General features: G+C 36.9%; 21 protein-coding genes. 9 read left to right on the top strand and 12 right to left on the bottom strand.

All coding sequences use genetic code 11. The annotated features are described in order from the left end of the window. Positions 1-9: 9 nt before the first annotated feature. Both B5P42_RS06745 and B5P42_RS31920 read right to left on the bottom strand, forming a co-directional pair. On the bottom strand, positions 10-549 hold the full coding sequence (locus tag B5P42_RS06745; protein ID WP_113733880.1) for a superoxide dismutase family protein: 540 nt from the start codon (positions 547-549) through the stop codon (positions 10-12). A 68-nt stretch (positions 550-617) separates the two neighbouring features. Then, a complete protein-coding gene (locus B5P42_RS31920; protein WP_181458783.1) occupies positions 618-794 on the bottom strand; it encodes a hypothetical protein in 177 nt (58 codons plus the stop codon). A 173-nt stretch (positions 795-967) separates the two neighbouring features. Between B5P42_RS31920 and kapB the strand changes: the two genes are divergently transcribed. After that, positions 968-1,351 (top strand): kinase-associated lipoprotein KapB, encoded by a 384-nt coding sequence (gene kapB / locus B5P42_RS06740; protein ID WP_001209324.1) that lies wholly within the window; start codon positions 968-970, stop codon positions 1,349-1,351. Between the two features lie 40 nt (positions 1,352-1,391). On the opposite strand, the gene kapD is transcribed toward kapB, so the two are convergent. Continuing rightward, positions 1,392-2,015, bottom strand: a complete 624-nt coding sequence (kapD, locus tag B5P42_RS06735; protein ID WP_002034559.1) for a 3'-5' exonuclease KapD — start codon at positions 2,013-2,015, stop codon at positions 1,392-1,394. A gap of 290 nt (positions 2,016-2,305) precedes the next feature. On the opposite strand from kapD, the gene B5P42_RS06730 reads away from it, so the two are divergent. After that, positions 2,306-3,631 (top strand): ArsB/NhaD family transporter, encoded by a 1,326-nt coding sequence (locus B5P42_RS06730; protein WP_002129696.1) that lies wholly within the window; start codon positions 2,306-2,308, stop codon positions 3,629-3,631. Positions 3,632-3,734: 103 nt separating this feature from the next. On the opposite strand, the gene B5P42_RS06725 is transcribed toward B5P42_RS06730, so the two are convergent. Then, complete coding sequence (locus B5P42_RS06725) at positions 3,735-4,202, bottom strand: hypothetical protein (protein ID WP_002034556.1); 468 nt, start codon at positions 4,200-4,202, stop codon at positions 3,735-3,737. Positions 4,203-4,320: 118 nt separating this feature from the next. On the opposite strand from B5P42_RS06725, the gene B5P42_RS06720 reads away from it, so the two are divergent. Both B5P42_RS06720 and B5P42_RS06715 read left to right on the top strand, forming a co-directional pair. Further along, complete coding sequence (locus B5P42_RS06720) at positions 4,321-5,034, top strand: DNA alkylation repair protein (protein WP_113733879.1); 714 nt, start codon at positions 4,321-4,323, stop codon at positions 5,032-5,034. A gap of 345 nt (positions 5,035-5,379) precedes the next feature. Continuing rightward, positions 5,380-6,756, top strand: a complete 1,377-nt coding sequence (locus tag B5P42_RS06715; protein ID WP_002015863.1) for a glycine--tRNA ligase — start codon at positions 5,380-5,382, stop codon at positions 6,754-6,756. 36 nt (positions 6,757-6,792) lie between these two features. Here the strand turns inward: B5P42_RS06715 and B5P42_RS06710 are convergent, their stop codons facing one another. Then, entirely contained in the window at positions 6,793-7,176 is a 384-nt protein-coding gene (locus B5P42_RS06710; protein ID WP_002034550.1) for a hotdog fold thioesterase, read from the bottom strand. Positions 7,177-7,272: 96 nt separating this feature from the next. On the opposite strand from B5P42_RS06710, the gene B5P42_RS06705 reads away from it, so the two are divergent. Together B5P42_RS06705 and B5P42_RS06700 are read left to right on the top strand one after the other, a co-directional pair. Then, entirely contained in the window at positions 7,273-8,016 is a 744-nt protein-coding gene (locus B5P42_RS06705; RefSeq protein WP_113733878.1) for a DUF3298 and DUF4163 domain-containing protein, read from the top strand. 50 nt (positions 8,017-8,066) lie between these two features. Continuing rightward, positions 8,067-8,660 carry a biotin transporter BioY gene (locus B5P42_RS06700; protein ID WP_002015867.1) on the top strand — a complete coding sequence of 198 codons (594 nt, stop codon included), beginning with the start codon at positions 8,067-8,069 and terminating at the stop codon, positions 8,658-8,660. A 45-nt stretch (positions 8,661-8,705) separates the two neighbouring features. Here B5P42_RS06700 and galU read toward each other — a convergent pair whose 3' ends face one another. Then, entirely contained in the window at positions 8,706-9,593 is an 888-nt protein-coding gene (gene galU, locus B5P42_RS06695) for a UTP--glucose-1-phosphate uridylyltransferase GalU (protein ID WP_002015869.1), read from the bottom strand. 152 nt (positions 9,594-9,745) lie between these two features. Beyond that, entirely contained in the window at positions 9,746-11,470 is a 1,725-nt protein-coding gene (locus tag B5P42_RS06690; RefSeq protein ID WP_113733877.1) for a phospho-sugar mutase, read from the bottom strand. A 143-nt stretch (positions 11,471-11,613) separates the two neighbouring features. Here B5P42_RS06690 and cdaS point away from each other — a divergent pair, with 143 nt between their 5' ends. Then, positions 11,614-12,219 (top strand): sporulation-specific diadenylate cyclase CdaS, encoded by a 606-nt coding sequence (gene cdaS / locus B5P42_RS06685; RefSeq protein ID WP_002067925.1) that lies wholly within the window; start codon positions 11,614-11,616, stop codon positions 12,217-12,219. Positions 12,220-12,408: 189 nt separating this feature from the next. On the opposite strand, the gene pepA is transcribed toward cdaS, so the two are convergent. The 5 genes from pepA to B5P42_RS06660 all read right to left on the bottom strand — a co-directional run bounded on the left by pepA (position 12,409) and on the right by B5P42_RS06660 (position 17,032). Further along, complete coding sequence (gene pepA / locus B5P42_RS06680) at positions 12,409-13,893, bottom strand: cytosol aminopeptidase (RefSeq protein ID WP_002015872.1); 1,485 nt, start codon at positions 13,891-13,893, stop codon at positions 12,409-12,411. A gap of 276 nt (positions 13,894-14,169) precedes the next feature. Further along, positions 14,170-14,796, bottom strand: a complete 627-nt coding sequence (locus tag B5P42_RS06675) for a 3D domain-containing protein (protein ID WP_002089307.1) — start codon at positions 14,794-14,796, stop codon at positions 14,170-14,172. A gap of 86 nt (positions 14,797-14,882) precedes the next feature. Beyond that, complete coding sequence (locus B5P42_RS06670) at positions 14,883-15,200, bottom strand: YuiB family protein (RefSeq protein ID WP_002089308.1); 318 nt, start codon at positions 15,198-15,200, stop codon at positions 14,883-14,885. Further along, entirely contained in the window at positions 15,197-15,703 is a 507-nt protein-coding gene (locus tag B5P42_RS06665) for an NUDIX hydrolase (RefSeq protein WP_088033130.1), read from the bottom strand. Before B5P42_RS06665 ends, B5P42_RS06670 begins: the two co-directional genes overlap by 4 nt. A 120-nt stretch (positions 15,704-15,823) precedes the next feature. Continuing rightward, complete coding sequence (locus B5P42_RS06660) at positions 15,824-17,032, bottom strand: NAD(P)/FAD-dependent oxidoreductase (protein WP_002067919.1); 1,209 nt, start codon at positions 17,030-17,032, stop codon at positions 15,824-15,826. A gap of 464 nt (positions 17,033-17,496) precedes the next feature. On the opposite strand from B5P42_RS06660, the gene B5P42_RS06655 reads away from it, so the two are divergent. After that, positions 17,497-18,486, top strand: a complete 990-nt coding sequence (locus B5P42_RS06655) for an NAD(P)/FAD-dependent oxidoreductase (RefSeq protein ID WP_044439138.1) — start codon at positions 17,497-17,499, stop codon at positions 18,484-18,486. 178 nt (positions 18,487-18,664) lie between these two features. Then, a complete protein-coding gene (locus tag B5P42_RS06650) occupies positions 18,665-19,141 on the top strand; it encodes a GyrI-like domain-containing protein (protein WP_113733876.1) in 477 nt (158 codons plus the stop codon). Positions 19,142-19,322 lie beyond the last annotated feature (181 nt).

Genomic DNA, 19,322 nt, shown 5'->3' with positions numbered 1-19,322 from the left:
AGGTAGCTTCTATTTCTTCTTCAGATCCGACACTTTTTTTACGATAACACCGCAAGCAATTCGGCCACCAGATTTACCAGTTGGTTGCGTCATACCATCATCAGCGTTTTCTGTAATAATAATAGACGCTCCATCTTTTCTATGAATCGTCGTTTTTCCTTCTTCAAGCGTTATATGCGGAGCATCGATTTCTGCTTTAATCTTTCCCGAACCGTCTGCAACTACGTTCGGTAAATCACCATTTTCCGCACCTTTCGGATTCAAGAGCCCATGTTTTTTATTATCCGGATTAAAATGATTCCCAGATGATTCGAAACGTGGCGCTTTACATTCTCCGATTTCATGCACATGTATCCCGTGTGGTCCTGGTGTAAAGCCTTCCGCTTTAATAGTAATTTTCACTCCACTTGTTTGCTGAACTACTTTTGCAGTCCCAACTTCATCACCTGAAGCATTATGTAATTTCACATCAATTTCTTTCGGCTTCCCTTGGTCACAACCCGCCATTAGAAATAATAAACAACAACTGAAAAAAAGCCGTCTTTTCATTCAATTCCCTCCAAAATGCTTTCTGCCCTTAGATTGTCCGAGCATAGAGGGAAACATACAAAAATGAATTACCGTTTCTTTTCAGCTAAAAGCTTTTCTTCTACTTTCTGTAATCGCTCTGCTTCTCGTTTTGATACACGAATAAACATACGCCACGTAGCGATCGCACCGATGATAAATAGAACGCAAACAATACCTGGAATAATATACTCCGTTTTATCTTCAGGAAAATATAAAGGCATCATATGAAACACTCCTTATCGGGGAATTTATAGTAAGAATAAACATCAGAATTTTCTGTTTTATCATCTTAAATTATAATTGAAGCCTGTCATATTCTCAAGGGGGCGTTCCGAAAGCGAATGATTTCTTTGACTCCTTCGCGCACTTTCCTTACTATAAACTTGAGGTGAAAAATATGAGAGAAACATTTGAAATTGGTGAAATCGTTACTGGTATTTATAAAACTGGAAAATACATCGGCGAAATTACAAATAGCCGTCCTGGCAGTTACGTCGTAAAAGTACTAGCTGTTTTAAAACATCCAGTGCAAGGTGACTTACATAACGTAAAACAAGCTGACGTACCATTTTTCCATGAAAGACGTGCTTTAGCTTTTCGTGAACAGACGAACATTCCAGAGCAAATGGTGAAGAAATATGAAGGAGAAATTCCGGATTATACAGAGTCACTAAAATTAGCATTAGAAACTCAAATGAATTCATTTTCTGAAGATGATTCACCTTTTGCGGGGCGTAGTCTAGAAACACTTCAGCAATTGAAGCAAGATTACAAACTTTAAAAAACAAAACGACCAAATTACATATTTTGCAATTTGGTCGTTACTGTGTACTCACTTTCTTTAACACTTTCGAAAAATCAACAAGTTCCCCTAATGTAGGAGGTGCTGGTTTGACTAAATACTCTTTATCTTTTTCTACTAACTTAAAAATATTATATGTCGTCATCGCATCATCAAGCGCACAATGATGCTTTCCTGTTCCTGCTTTTCCATACGCCTCAATTGCTTTCCACAGCCCTGTTTGATTTCTCTCTCCAAAAAACTTCTTATACTCAAGCGATAAATCACGACACTGTCCAAAGAATGGAAATTCTACTCCCGCCATTTCACAGTTATGCTTTAAGACTTTCATATCCATATTTCCCCACGTTACAATTGTCGGTTTACCACTCTTTTCATATTCTGCAAGTTTCTCAACAAGTTCATGAAAAGAAATTCCTTTGTCCACTACTTCCTGTTTAATTCCTAAAAATTTTTTACATCGATCCGTTAAAGACGGAAATGTTTTCGGTCTAATATGCGATGAATACGTATCTTCCACCTTACAACCAACAACTGAAACGAGTCCGACCTCAATAATTTCTGGGAAAAAACCTTTTGGCTTTTTTCTATGCTGGGGCATCGTAAACTCAAAGTCTAAAAACAAAAATCGTTGTTCATCCATACGATCCCTTCCTTATCATATTTGTCATTCCTTTCTATTTGACACTCCTACACGAACAAGCTCGAATGCTGATTCGATTTTAAATATTCAGATTGGATGTATCTTATATATATGTCAGATGCCCACAAATATTTTTAAAAATAAGAAAAAATGACCTATGCAGAAAATATGACAAAATAAACCCTTTCATTTACATCCGCCATTTTTCTACTTTATAATGACGTTATGTGTGTTTCATCTAGTTAATTTTTTGACACACTAAGAAAAGTGAATGAAAGGAGATGAGAGTTTTGCACGAAACAACGCAAGAACTCGCAAACTGGCAGTATTATTTCGCTATCGCAGTCTTTTTAATTACATATGCCATTATTATTTCTGAAAAAATTAACCGTGCTGTCATCGCACTTCTTGGTGCAGCATTCATGGTAATTGCAGGGGTCGTTGACTTACACAATGCCTTTACGAAACATATTGAATGGGGAACAATTACATTACTCATCGGTATGATGATACTGGTAAACATTACAAGTAAGTCAGGTGTCTTCCAATACGTTGCCATTAAAGCCGCAAAAGGAGCACAAGGAAATCCAATTAAAATTTTAATTTCACTTTCCTTACTTACCGCGCTTGGCTCCGCATTTTTAGATAACGTTACAACAGTACTTCTTGTTGTTCCAGTTACTTTATCTATTACGCGCATCTTGCAAGTAAATCCTGTTCCATATTTACTTTCTGAAATTATTTTTTCAAATATCGGAGGAACAGCAACATTAATTGGTGATCCGCCAAACATTATGATTGGTTCTGCAAATAAGCATTTAGATTTCAATGCTTTCTTATTCAACTTAGCACCTATCGTAATCATCATTATTGCTGTTACGGCAACAATGCTTTACTTCATGTACCGTAAGCAATTAATTGCTGATCCTGTACAAATTAAAAAGTTAATGAGCTTAGATGAAAAACAATACATTAAAGACCCAGTATTAATGAAGAAATCTTTAACAGTACTTGGCCTTACTATTGTAGGCTTCATGACTCATTCTATTTTCCATATTGATGCAGCTATCATCGCCTTAACTGGCGCTACTGTACTTATGCTAATCGGTGTGAAAGAACATGAAATTGAAGAGGTATTCGCAAGTGTAGAGTGGGTAACAATCTTCTTCTTCGCGGGACTATTCGTACTCGTTGGAGGACTTATCGATATCGGGCTTATCAAAATGTTAGCTCAAAAAGTAATTGGAATAACAGGCGGAGATATTTCTCACGCATCTATCCTTATTCTATGGGTATCTGGTATCGCCTCTGCAACAATCGATAATATTCCATTCGTTGCAACAATGATCCCACTTATTAACGATATGGCAGTTGGGCTAGGTTTATCACCTTCTGACGCACAAATTGACGTACTATGGTGGGCATTAGCATTAGGTGCTTGCTTAGGTGGAAACGGAACATTAATCGGAGCTTCTGCTAACGTAATCGTAGCCGGAATCGCAAGTCGTGAAGGACATAAATTCAGCTACATGGAATTCCTTAAAGTCGGCTTCCCAATTATGATCGTTTCATTAATCATTTCTCACATTTATATTTACTTACGCTATCTTATGTAGTAGAAAAAAGCGCCCTGCTCAGCAGGGCGCTTTCGTTCTTTTTTCAACATATCCGAATTATTATAGAACCAAATATATCGACCGCTCGACAACTTTGATACGCCTACTCGTTATACCTCACCGGCTCATTCCGAATAATGAACAAATGAATCGGCAAGAAAACCGAAAACGTGATTGTATGAATGATCGTAAATAGTATGGAATTCGTTCCGTATCTATCCAAAATAGCATAGATAAGATAAATAGACAGTACAAGTGATACAGCTGTTGCTAATATATATAGAATTGGTACGAAATTAAAGATGAAGCATCCAACATATATGCCAAATACTTTCCACCCTGCTTCTTCTTTCAAGAAATCTGGTAATTTATCTTTCGCTAAATCACCCCATATCTTACTATTTATAAACGGAATAAAAGCAAGAACACCATCAGTTGCACCATCATTTTTCGCCATCGTATAAAGTGCAAAAGCCGTTAACAAATACGAAATAATTGCCCAAATTATTATAACAAGCATAAACGCAAAACTAAGAGCAAAGAAACCTGCTAGTACGCCTTGATCTTCCATCTTATCCTCTCCTCTCTCTTCTCAACATATTTCATTACAGTGCAAGTTATGTTTTAAAATTTAACCAAACTCTTTGTATAATAAGAAGAGAAAGATAATGAGAGAGGAGTACATACCTATGCATCCATTTGTAAAGGCATTACAAGAGCATTTTACAGCTCATCAAAATCCCGAAAAAGCAGAACCGATGGCACGTTATATGAAAAATCACTTCCCGTTTCTCGGTATTCAAACTCCTGAGAGAAGACAGTTATTGAAAGACGTAATTCAAATACATACTCTCCCAGATAAAAAGGACTTCCAAATTATCGTGTGTGAACTTTGGGACCTACCAGAACGTGAATTTCAAGCTGCCGCACTCGATATCATGCAAAAATATAAAAAACACATAAATGAAACTCACATCCCATTTTTAGAAGAACTTATTGTCACAAAATCTTGGTGGGACTCTGTCGATAGCATCGTCCCTACATTTTTAGGTGCTATCTTTTTAAAACATCCAGAATTAATTTCTGCATATATTCCAAAATGGATTGCATCAGAAAACATATGGTTACAACGTACCGCTATTTTATTCCAGCTAAAATACAAACAAAAAATGGATGAAGAACTCCTTTTCTGGATTATCGGTCAACTACATTCCTCAAAAGAATTTTTCATTCAAAAAGCAATCGGCTGGGTCCTTCGCGAATATGCAAAAACAAAACCAGATGTAGTATGGGAATACGTTCAAAACAACGAACTCGCTCCATTAAGTAAACGCGAAGCAATTAAGCACATTAAGCAAAATTACGGAATAAATAACGAAAAAATAGGCGAAACTCTATCCTAGATGGGCACGTTCCTCTATTGAGATTTAAAAAAGAACGTGTTAAAATATGTTCATTATTATTAATATAAGTAGCGATGACGGACTTATAAGTACTTGCATAAAAAGCGATTCAGGGATAGTGAAAGCCTGAAGCTGCGAGGAAACGGCAGTCTCGAGCAATACGTGATAAAGTGGATGCACATTTTGTGTATCAACTAGGGTGGAACCGCGGGCAAACGCTCGTCCCTAGGCGATTAAGCCTTGGGATGAGCGTTTTTTTATGTTTTTTAAAGCATATATTGCTCGTTTCCAAAGTACCCATCACGTCATCGCAAATACGTTAACTTTCAAAAGGAGGATTTTATTATGTATTCAATGGAACAAGTTGTAAACTTAGCGAAACATCGCGGTTTCGTTTTCCCTGGTTCTGAAATTTACGGTGGTCTTGCAAACACATGGGATTACGGTCCACTTGGAATCGAATTAAAAAATAACGTCAAAAAAGCTTGGTGGAAAAAATTCATTCAAGAATCTCCACACAACGTTGGTTTAGATGCTGCTATTTTAATGAACCCAAAAACTTGGATCGCTTCTGGTCACGTTGGTAACTTTAATGATCCAATGATCGACTGTAAAAAATGTAAAGCTCGTCACCGTGCTGACAAATTAATTGAAGATGCATTAGACGCAAAAGGTATCGAAATGGTCGTTGACGGTCTTACTTTCGACCAAATGGCTGACTTAATGAAAGAACATGAAGTAAAATGCCCAGATTGCGGTAGCCAAGAATTCACGGAAATCCGTCAGTTCAACTTAATGTTCAAAACATTCCAAGGTGTTACAGAGTCTAGCACAAACGAAATCTTCCTTCGTCCTGAAACAGCACAAGGTATTTTCGTAAACTTTAAAAACGTACAACGCTCTATGCGTAAGAAACTTCCATTTGGTATCGGCCAAATCGGTAAAAGTTTCCGTAACGAAATCACACCTGGTAACTTCACATTCCGTACACGTGAATTCGAACAAATGGAACTTGAATTCTTCTGTAAGCCTGGTGAAGATTTAGAGTGGTTCGCATTCTGGCGTGAAACTTGTAAAAACTGGTTACTTTCACTTGGTATGACTGAAGAAAGCATGCGTCTTCGTGACCACGGTGAAGACGAATTATCTCATTACAGTAACGCAACAACTGATATTGAATTCAGATTCCCATTCGGTTGGGGCGAACTATGGGGCGTTGCATCTCGTACAGACTTCGATTTAAAACGTCATATGGAACACTCTAACGAAGACTTTAACTATATCGATCCACAAACGAATGAGCGTTATGTGCCTTACTGCATCGAGCCATCTCTAGGTGCAGACCGTGTAACATTAGCATTCTTATGTGATGCATATGAAGAAGAGCAATTAGAAAACGATTCTCGTACAGTTCTTCGTTTCCACCCTGCTTTAGCACCATATAAAGCAGCTATCTTACCATTATCTAAAAAGCTATCTGAAGGTGCTACTGAAGTATTCGCAGAACTAGCTAAAGACTTCATGGTAGACTTTGATGAAACTGGTTCTATCGGTAAACGTTACCGTCGTCAAGACGAAATCGGTACTCCATTCTGTATCACATACGACTTCGACTCTGTTGAAGACAAAGCTGTTACAGTACGTGACCGTGACACAATGGAACAAGTTCGTATGCCAATTAGCGAACTAAAAGGTTTCTTAGAGAAAAAAATCCAGTTCTAATTATAAAAAAGAGGCGCTCTATTGAGCCGCCTCTTTTTACTTTTCACGTTTTTCTTTAATTGCTACTGTACATCTTGATATACATAGTAACTCATCATTTTCATCAATGATGCGAATATCCCAAACCATTGTCGATTGTCCTCTATGTATTGGTGTTCCGATTGCTGTTACAATTCCATCTTGCTTTGAGCGAATATGATTTGCATTAATTTCTAATCCGAAACAAATACATTTTTCTTGATCAATTAAATTGTATGAACCAACACTTGCCACAGTTTCTGCTAATGCAACAGATGCACCACCGTGTAAAAATCCAAACGGCTGATGCGTGCGTTCATCAACAGGCATTGTAGCAACTACTTTATCCTCTGTCATTTCTAACAACTCAATTCCAAGCGAATCCATTAAAGTTTTTGACATATCGTTTTCAACCTCTCTCACTTTAGATCAAATGTATAATTTTACCTGTTTAATTTCAAACTACCTATAACACTTATATAAGGAGGTTTCACCTAAATGAAACAGAAATTTTGTATACTATTGCTTATGTTCTCCTTGCTGACTATTGTACCAAATTGTGCAATAGCAGCCAAAGCATCCAACCTGACAATCACTGTTAAGACTGTAACGCAAAAAGGTAAGAAACCTTATATAGAATATCAAATTAATAGGCCTTCCTTTCGCAACTTTTCTGATTCAAAATTTCAAAATAAGCTGAATTCCTATTACAAAAACTCTACTACTAAATTTAAAAGTAAATTAGAAAAAGAAGCGAAGAAATATTATGAGGAAACAGAAGGATCTAGCACACCTTTTCATCCATACGTTGCAAATGTTGACTATAAAGTAGCTTTAAACAAACCACCTTTCCTCAGCCTATATGTGAATTACTATCAATATACAGGCGGAGCGCACGGACTGTATACGTGGAAGGCAAATACATTTGATTTAAACGAAAAAAAATTATTACACTTAGACGATTTATTTCAACAAGAGGATAAATATAAAGAAATAATTCGCACAGAGATTGTAAGACAAATTAAACAAAATGAAAGCATTTATTTTCCTGATGCAGTCGAAAAAGTAACGAGCACTAAAAAGTTTCACTACTTTTTAGAACCGGATAATCTTGTAATTTATTTCTCTTTATATGAAATTGCTCCTTATTCAAGCGGAATTCCGCAGTTTCGTATTCCATACACATTGCTTAGAGACTATTTAAAGCCTTCTTATCAAAATATTTTGATTGACAACAAGTAAATATTTTCGCTACGATAATGTTAACCTAAATACAACTGGAGGTTAACATTATGAAGAAGCTTCATGTTTTAGATTTAGCATTAGCTGCCATGTTCGTCGCTCTTATGGCTATTGGTGCAAATATTGTATCGTGGGCACCATTCTTACAAATAGCGGGCATTCCATTATCTATGCAACCATTTTTCGCAATTTTAGCAGGTCTTCTTCTTGGGAGTAGACTTGGAGCATTATCAATGACTGTTTACATGCTTGTTGGAGTAGCAGGTGCGCCAATCTTCGCTAACTTCAAAGCTGGATTTGGAGCACTTTTAGATCCTACTGGTGGTTTTATTATCGCATTTATTATCGTTGCTTACGTATCAGGAAAACTAGTAGAACAAAAAGAACGACCAACATTCAGCACCTTTGCAATTTCTTCTTTCGTCGGAATCATTTTAACGTATATTATCGGTACTACTTATATGTACGGAGCAGTCAATATTTTCATGGGTGGTAATATGAGTTATAAAGCTGCCTGGATGATTATGATGTGGTTCGCAGTAAAGGATATTGCGTTTACAATTATCGGCGCTATTATCGCACCTCGCATATACTATGCTGTACGTCGTTCCGCTTATCAGCATTCTCATTCGACGATTTCATAATAAAAAAGGAGCTGTTCCTATAGGAACAGCTCCTTTTTTATTATATTAAGACTCTTGCTTCATTTGCTCGTCTAAAACTTTCTTCATCATTACTAGCATATCATCACGTAATTCTGGGTGCTGCAATGCCATTTCAATTGTCGTTTGAACGAATCCTAATTTTTCACCAACGTCATAACGCTTTCCTTCAAAATCATATGCAAATACACGTTGAATTTCATTTAAGCTTTGAATTGCATCCGTTAACTGAATTTCGCCACCCGCTCCAACTTGTTGCTGTTCCAAGAACATAAAGATTTCAGGAGTTAAAATGTAACGTCCCATAATCGCTAAGTTTGAAGGCGCAGTACCTTGCGCTGGTTTTTCAACGAATTTACGAACTTGATAACGACGTCCCTCTTGCTCTAACGGATCAATAATTCCGTAGCGATGTGTTTCTGCTTCAGGAACAGTTTGTACACCAATAACAGAAGAAAGTGTTTTGTCATACTCGTCCATTAATTGACGTAAACATGGTTTTTCAGCTTGAACGATATCATCGCCTAATAATACTGCAAACGGCTCATCACCAATGAATTTACGTGCGCACCAAACAGCATGTCCTAATCCTTTTGGTTCTTTTTGACGAATGTAATGGATATCTACCATTTTAGAAGAAGCTTGTACTTTTTCAAGTAACTCATACTTTTTCTTCTCTAATAAGTTTTGCTCTAATTCAAATGCGTTATCAAAATGATCTTCGATAGAGCGCTTTCCTTTACCAGTAACGATAATAATATCTTCGATGCCTGATTTTACTGCTTCTTCTACGATGTATTGAATTGTTGGTTTATCTACAATTGGAAGCATTTCTTTTGGCATTGCTTTCGTTGCTGGTAAAAAGCGTGTTCCTAATCCCGCTGCCGGGATAATTGCTTTTCTCACTTTTTTCATGACAAATACCCTCGCTTTTCATTCTAATTCTCTTATTAAAGTGCAAATTTATAACACTCGCTCGTAATAATCCTCTACATCAAACAAAACTACACGAAAAGAGGAGGCCATTCTCCGTTCTCCTCTTTTCCTATCAGTAGCATTCTATTCTATTATAAACGATTCATAATATCTTCTTTAATAGTAAGTAACTTTTGTTCACTATTTTGTAAGGAATCATCTTGTACACCAAAGTAGAATTTAATTTTCGGCTCTGTTCCAGATGGACGTAAGCAGAACCAAGAACCATCTTCTAATTGATATTTTAACACATTTGATTTCGGTAAGTGAATCTCTTCCTTATTTCCATCTTGTAACGCTGTAATGACGCTTTCTTTATAATCCTCAACTGCAACGACTGTTAAACCAGCTACTTCTTTCGGAGGATTCTCACGGAATGTTGCCATCATCTTTTGAATCTGTTCGGCACCATCTTTTCCTTTTAACGTTAACGATACAAGGTCCTCACGGAAGAACCCATACTTCTTAAATACTTCTAGCAGACCATCGTATAACGTTTTACCTTGTGATTTGTAGTATGCAGCTACTTCACATGCAAATAGAACTGATTGCACCGCATCTTTATCACGGCAGAATGGACGGATTAAATAACCGTAGCTTTCCTCATAACCGAATTGGAATTCATATTGTCCGCTTTCTTCATACTGTTTAATTTTTTCACCGATAAATTTAAATCCAGTTAACGTATCAACTGTATCTAAACCGTATGCTTTTGCGATTGTACGGCCAATTTCAGACGTTACGATTGTTTTTAAAACAACACCGTTTTCTGGAAGCGTTCCGTTTTCCTTCTTTTGTGATAATAAGTAATCAAGCATTAACGCACCTGTTTGGTTACCAGTTAATACTTGGAACTCACCATCGTGATTGCGAACTGCTACACCTAGACGGTCTGCATCAGGATCTGTTGCGATTAGCACGTCTGCGCCTACTTTTTCACCGTCGCGAATTGCATACTCAAACGCTGCATGCTCTTCTGGGTTTGGTGATTTTACTGTAGAGAAATTTGGATCTGGTAACTCTTGCTCTTTTACAACTGTTACATCTGTAAATCCAACTTCTTCTAAACCACGGCGTACCGAAATATTTGATGTTCCATGCAATGGTGTAAAGACGATTTTTAAATCTTTTCCTACTTCTTTCACCATCTCTTTATTAATAATGACATTGTTCAATTCTGCTGCATATGCATCATCTACTTCTTGTCCAATTATATGTAATAAACCGTCAGCTTTTAATTGCTCAACATCAGCAACTTCGACTGTTAATTCATTCTCTACTGCATTTACGTAGCTAATTAACTCATCAGCTTCCTTTGGAGGCAACTGGCCACCATCTTCACCATATACTTTATAACCGTTATATTCGGGCGGATTATGGCTTGCCGTAAGAACGATTCCACTTGCTGTATGTAAATGACGAACTGCGAAAGAAAGCACTGGTGTTGGACGTAAGCTTTCAAATACATATGTTGTAATACCGTGTGCACCAAGAGTAGCAGCTACTTCCATTGCGAATTCAGGTGATTTATGACGAGAATCATACGCGACAACAACACCGCGTTTTTTCGCTTCTTCACCTAATTTTTCAATAAACATAGCTAATCCTTTTGTTGCTTTACGAACTGTATATACATTTAAACGGTTCGTACCAGCACCAAGTTCACCACGCATACCACCTGTACCGAACTCTAGATTTTTATAAAAGCTATCCTCGATTTTCTTCTCATCTTGCTTCATGTTTTCTAGCTGTTCTTTTAATTCTGCGTCTAATTCTGCATATGAAAGCCAGCGACTAAATTCTTGTTTCCAATTCATACTTCCATCTCCTCTCGCCTGTCGTACCTTCATTATATGAAAAAAACAACCTGAATCTCAATATTTTTTAAAATCTAGCAGGATTTTACTATAAATATTTGTATACACTATGGTTAAATACTCCACCAAAGGGAATGAGGATTATGCAAGAATGGGGCTTGTCAGAAGAGCTCAAAATAAAAACAAAGCAGATGATTGAAATTGCTGAAAAAGAATTATCAAACATGAAGCATGCAATCGATAAAGAAGATGAATGTATTCTATGTAAAATGGAAGATATTCATCATATGTTAACAAATGTACAGACGTTAGCAGCTACATATTATATTCAAGCATATTTATCACCTTATACGGAAAGTTCACATTTCATCACTACAGCTGTCCAACATTTAAGCGCTCGAAAACACGGTGCTCTTATTATTGTGGAACGAAGTGACGCTCTTGATTCTTTCATTCAAACTGGAACGACATTAAACGCACACTTAACCGCGCCACTACTTGAATCGATTTTTTATCCAGGGAACCCTCTTCATGACGGAGCCGTTCTCATTAAAAATAATCATATTGTCTCAGCAGCTAATATTCTTCCATTAACAAAAAGCATGGAAATCAATCCTGAGCTAGGAACACGTCATAGGGCTGCAATTGGCTTATCCGAGAAAATTGATGCACTTATATTAGTTGTCTCTGAGGAAACAGGGCGTACTTCATTCGCTTTAGGCGGGACGTTATATACGATTTCTTTATAGGACGAATCTTTCACTATGTAGCACTTTTTGGAACGGTAAAATAATAAATGAAATTATATCAACCGTAACTCCAAATATATCGACGTTTCGACAAGGAGTATCGACTTACCGACAAAAACTTACAATAGTCATACCATATCAATAAGAAAAGGCTATCCCAAAAATTTGAGACAGCCCTTTCTTCAAAAATTATTCTTCTCCGAAACGCTCAACAAGTGTTGCAAGTGTACGCACCATTGCACCTGTTGCTCCAGATGGTCCTAAATCATGTGCTCCTGATGTTTCAGATGTTCCAGCGATGTCTAAGTGTACCCATGGTGTTTCTTCTGCAAATTCACCAAGGAATGTCCCAGCCATAACCGCATGTCCTTCACGGCCTGGTGAGTTATTTAAATCAGCAAATTTACTGTTCTTGACACGTTCTTTATCACGTTCAAAAATCGGCAATTGCCAAATTGGCTCATCCGTTTCCATAGAAGCCTCTAACACTTGTTCAAACAATTCTTCATTATTTGTCATCGCGCCTGTTGTATGATTTCCAAGTGCAACAATTACACCGCCTGTTAATGTTGCAACATCAACTAAGTAATTTGCGCCCAGTTTCTTCGCATACGTAATACCGTCAGCTAACGCTAGGCGACCTTCTGCATCTGTATTTAATACTTCAATTGTTTTTCCGCTCATAGATGTAATAACATCATCTGGCTTAAATGCTGTACCACTTACAACGTTGTCAGTTGATGGAATAACAGCAATTACATTTTGCTCTGGGCGAAGTTCACCGATGATCTCCATCGCGCCAAGAACAGCTGCAGCTCCGCCCATATCACCTTTCATACCAACCATGCCTTCACGTGGTTTTAAAGAATAACCGCCTGTATCATATGTAATCCCTTTTCCAACAAATCCAATTACATCTTTCCACTCTTCTTTTCCTTTATAAATAAGAGCGATCATTTTTGGCGGTTCAGTAGATCCTTGGTTTACTGCAAGTAATGCACCCATACCAAGCTCTTCCATCTCTTCTTTCTCAAGAACCTTATAATCCATATCGTATTTTTCTGCTAATTCAACTGCATACTCAGCAAGCTTTGTCGCTGTTAATACGTTTGGCGGCATATTTACAAGCGTACGAGCTGAATTCGTTGCACGTCCATGTACGTATCCTACCGTTAATGCTGCTTCAATTTCTTGTGTATCTTCTGCTGTAATAGCCGTAAACTTCTCTAATTCTACACGATCCTTTTTATCTGATTTATACGTTTGTAATTCATATGTACCAAGACCTTGTACTTCTGCCGCAATATGAGCTACATCAATCGCATCTAATTTATCTGTCACGAAAGAATCAAGTAAGATTGCTGCATCTTGTACTTTTGCTGCTTGTAACGCTTTAAACGCCTTACCAAGAGCAGCACGTAACGTTTCCGTTGTATATGACTCTTTCTTACCTAAACCAACAAAATAATAACGTTTAACATTTGTTTTTCCTAAGCTATGTACTTTTGAAATTGCTTTCTTCTTAGTTGAAAGTTCTTTTTCTTCTAATAAAACTTGTAATTGTCCTTCAAACGCTTTATCCAGTTCTTGTACAAAGCTACTCGTTTTATCTTCTTCAAATAAGGCAACAATTACCGCTTCATGACTTACTAATTCTTTTTGTACTTGAAACATGTTCAGACCCCCTAAATTTCTCTACGTCCATTATAACTTTATTTTCGATAAAATGCGACAATTCTAAATTCTGTTATTTCATATAAAGTGAAACTATAATCAGCCCGCACCAATCGGGCGTTTACGGGTATCAGGGCTCCCACCTACCTTCTTTGCTCCAGCTGAATTTTGAGGTGGGGGGGTTACCGGCCGCAAATAGCAGGATAAAGATGCTATCTCCAATATCTTCTATGGTGAAATAAGACAAGAAAAAAGTCTAGCGTTATTGCCACTAGACTATCTTTGTTTTAAATATTGTCCACGAAACACTTGCATCGTTTCGTCTTGATTTAACATCGTTAACTCTTCTTCCGAAAACTTGCCATTTCCTATTTTCACTATATACACATTTACTTTTTTCTTACCCCATTGGCTATAAACATCTTTCACCGTATCATAATATAAATCGAGACGATTTCCTTTTATAGCACCGCCCTTATCAGCTACAACACCATATCCGTAACCTGGCACGAATAGAATTGTCCCAAGCGGGAATACGCGTAAATCGGCAGCGATTGTGGAATATAAATCCCTTTTTGCTTTAACACCTGAATATGTAATGCCATACTCTGGATGCCCCGGCCTCTTTCCAGTCGACTCTATACCTGATGTATAACCAGTTGCAGTCATTTCTATAACACGATATTTAGACCAGTCATTTGCCTGCTCTAAAGCATTTATCACTTCTTTACTCGGAGCAACTTTTTTCTCAATTTCTGCTGCATGTACTTCTTTTACACTTGTTCCTTCATATGATTTTATAATCTCTAATAAAGAAACTCCTGTGAAAGCCTGCCATGTTACGCATAATGCGAATGCAAGTAAACAAGTCATCATAATGCGAATACAATATCGTTTTAACATTTTTATATTCCACACTCCTTCATCGTTAATCATTCCCTATACGATGAAGGAATATGCAAAAAAATAATCTCCAAATTGATTGGAGATTAAAACATTTGATATCCACTTTTTCGAAGTTTTTTAATTATGATTCCTGCTAAAGCAGCACCTACTAATCCAGTAGATAGAATAAACACATCTGCGTGTCCTAAATGCGATACACTTGTCCCAAATGAAGAAAATGTTTCTTTTGGCTTTGAAAAATAGTCCCATACACTCGCTTTATTAATAATAAGCATACAAATAATCGGATATACAATAACCATTACCCACGTAGCCCGCAAAATCATGTTGAGTAAAAATCCAATTCCAAAAAATAAAATAAAGAACAACATCATTGAAATAAGTAGTACCGGTATACTCACTTCTTCTCCCTCTCCTTCGCATACGCCGTAAACACATGATAAGCCGTATAACCAAATTGCTCTCCTGGATTTAATGTTTTGTCCATTTCAAAATGCGACTCTGCTCTTCCTTCTAATAAATATTTGATGAGTACAGAAGTATTTTGATCATCTGCAATCTTTTCTGGATGTAAAAAAGCTACTTCCGACAATTCTTTCTCCTGTACGATAACGTCTTCTCCCTCTGGCTCTAGAAGAAAAATAATCATATTATCACTAATTTCATTATGAATAACACCTGAGCGAATACCAATAATCCCCTTTACATGAGCAACAATGCCTGTCTCTTCCAAAATTTCACGTTTCACAGCTTCATCAACAGTCTCGCCTTCATTAACAAAACCAGCAGGTAAAGACCATTGCCCTTTCAATCCACCGTATTTTTTCTTAACGAATAGCCATCTCCCATCTTCTGTAGCTACTAAGCCACTGACAGCTAACCACACTTTCCCTCGCTTCCCCATGATATAACCTCCTCCACCAAAACGAACAGAATATTCTTTCTTTTTTATATATTATACTATATTTTCAATACGAAAAAAGCAGAAACAGCTCATAGCCGTTTCTGCTTTTTCTACTATATATTAAAAGAACTTCAATTTACCTTTTTTAAGAACTAATAAAGGTCCGCCTAGTAAGAATAAGTAACGGTTGTCGATTACTTTCTTCATGAATGAAGCTTTCCAACCTGTTAACTTTTTACCCATAACAACGCCCATTGCATCGTCATGACCTAATGAACATACAGATCCTTTATTATCAAATGCGAACTTTTTCATTTCACCTTTGCCGCGAACTAACACAGTTAAATTGTGTGCAATATTATAACCTTCTTGAATTGCAATCTGTGCTGTTGGTGGGTATGGACGGTTAATCTCTTCGTTGATGATTAACGCTGCATCACCAACCATGAATACATCTTCATGACCTGGAGCGTGCATGTACTCATCCACTTTAATACGTCCGCGCATTGCTTCAAATCCAGACTCTTCCACAATACCATTACCACGAACACCTGCAGCCCAAACTACAGTTTCAGATTTAAGAAGTTCAGCGTCATCACCGTTGGCAACGATAATACCTTCTTCAGTTGCTTCCTTAATTGCTGTACCGATGCGGAATTCTACACCTTTTTTCTCAAGTTGTTTTACAGCGTACTCTACTAATGCTGGATCGAAACCAGGAAGTGCTGTTGGAGCAGCTTCTACACAGATGATACGTGCTTTTTCACGTGGAACATCGTACTCTTTGCAAAGTTCAGGAATACGGTTTGCAAGCTCACCTACGTACTCGATACCAGTAAATCCAGCGCCACCAACAACGATTGTTACTAACTCATCACGTTTTTCAGTCGCATATTGAGCGAATTTTTCTTCCATATGCTCACGAATTTGACGAGTTGCATTAATGTTAGTGATTGAGAATGCATGCTCTTTTAATCCTTTAATTCCGAACGTTTCTGATTCGAAACCAAGACCGATTACTAAGTAATCATACTCTAATTCACCATCTTTTAAGATAATACGTTTTTCAGCAGCTTTAATCTCTACTACTGTATCTTGTACAAAGTTCACTTTATTTGTATCGATAACGTCTTGAATATCTAGACAGATTTTATCATCTTGTAATGTACCAGCTGCACTCTCATGTAACCAAGTTGCTTGGTAGTGATAGCTGTTGTTGTTTACTAACGTAATTTCAGCTTCACTTACAGATAATGTTTTTTGCAGACGAACAGTCGTAATCATCCCGCCATAACCTGCACCTAAAACTACGATTTTTGGAGTCTTCACTAAATCACAACCCTTTTCTTTATATAATAGTAATAAAAAATAATACCAAGTACTAAAAACTCTATTTGTCAAGAATGTGGAATTTATCACATTCTATATCATAACAAAACGCAGTCAAAAAATCGTACGAAATTTGTCATAGAAATTTAACATAATACTTCCCTATATTAGTCGGTTTCATTCCATAATTCAAGCACCTAGAGAATTATCAATATTTTAAAATAACATAGCGTTTTCAAGGGTTTTTCAGCCTTTTTTTCATGTATTTTCCTTTCGCTATATTTTATACAATTCTAAAACATCTATGCGCAAACTTACTTATTATTCAGTCGTTTTCAGAAGTATTATTAACTGAAATATGCTATCATTTATTTGAAAGTGTCATCATTTGCAGGATTTTCATGTACATATGAACAATATATGAAATCAATATTAAAATTCCATCATCTATAGGGGGAATGAAAATGACAGAAAATCAAAAAGTTTACGACATAACGATTATTGGTGGTGGCCCAACAGGACTATTCACCGCATTTTATGGCGGAATGAGACAAGCAAGTGTAAAAATTATTGAAAGCTTACCTCAACTTGGAGGGCAATTATCCGCACTATATCCCGAAAAATATATTTATGATGTAGCTGGATTCCCAAAAGTGCGCGCACAAGAGTTAGTTGATAACTTAAAAGAACAAATGAAAAGGTTCGATCCAACTGTTTGCTTAGAGGAAGCTGTTGATACGCTTGAAAAACAAGCTGACGGTATATTTAAACTTGTTACAAATAAACAAACTCACTACTCTAAATCTGTCATTATTACTGCTGGTAATGGTGCTTTCCAACCACGCCGCTTAGAATTAGAAGGCACAGCAAAATACGAAAAGAAAAACTTACATTATTTCGTTGATGATATGAATAAATTTGCTGAAAAACGCGTCGTTGTATTCGGCGGTGGTGACTCAGCAGTAGATTGGACAATGATGTTAGAACCGATTGCGGACAAAGTTACAATTGCTCATCGCCGCGACAAATTCCGTGCACATGAACATAGCGTAGAAAGCTTAATGAATTCCCGTGCAGAAGTAAGCACACCTTACGTTCCAGTTGAACTTATCGGTGATGATACTATTGAACAAGTTGTTCTTCAGCACGTAAAAACAGAAGAAAAAATTATCATCGATGTTGATGACGTAATCGTAAACTACGGCTTCGTTTCTTCACTTGGTCCAATTAAAAATTGGGGCTTAGATATTCAAAAAAACAGCATCCTCGTGAACTCAAAAATGGAAACAAATATTCCTGGCATTTACGCTGCTGGTGACATTTGTACATATGAAGGAAAAGTAAAACTCATTGCTTGCGGCTTTGGTGAAGCACCGACAGCAGTAAACAATGCAAAAGCTTACTTCGATCCAAACGCAAAACTTCAACCAATGCATAGCTCAAGCATGTTTTAATATAGAAATGAAAAGAGCTCCTTTTACATGAAAGGAGTTCTTTTGTTATAAAGATCCCTAATCCAAATTACCTCTCTTTCTTCACAGCTATGTACCTTAGAAAAAAATACCACATACTCCTAAAATATGTTACAATAAAACAGAACGTATGTTTCATTCAATGGAGGGGAATTTTATAATGAAAGAACCTATTATCATTAAGAAAGAAGCTTTCCAAGCAATCGGCGTTTCTATTACGACGACAAATGAAAAAGAGGCATCTACTGAAGGAAAAATCCCACAACTTTGGAACCAATGCTTCCAAGAACAAATCATGCATCACATCCCAAATCAACAAACAAAAGAAACATTCGCTTTCTACTCAAACTATGAATCAGATGAAACTGGTACATATCAATTTACTATTGGCATGCCTGTTTCTTCATTAGAAGACGTTCCTGAAAATATGACAGCCTTAACAATACCTACTGCAACGTATGCGGTATTTACAACGAGAAAAGGTCCTGTGTCTGAAGTCATTTGTGAAACTTGGGAATATATTTGGCAATGGTCGAAAGAAAACAAACGTGCTTTTACAACAGACTTTGAGCTTTATGACGAAAATGCAGTAGATCCAAATAACGTACAAGTGGATATTTATATTGCTTTAGCATGAATGACAAAAAAGAAGATACCCTTTGGTATCTTCTTTTTTGTCGTTAAATAGCCACTGTGCAAATTCATTATTATTGTCTACAATGAGAAAGTGCAGTATAGAAATATTAGAAACTGTATAAAGTGAAACTATACTCAGTGGGGGTTTACGGGCAGTTGGTCTCCCGCCTAACTTCTTTGCC

The organism is Bacillus sp. SRB_331, from assembly GCF_003264175.1.
Taxonomy (GTDB): Bacteria; Bacillota; Bacilli; order Bacillales; family Bacillaceae_G; genus Bacillus_A; species Bacillus_A mycoides.
This window is presented reverse-complemented; position numbering and strand designations above follow the sequence as displayed.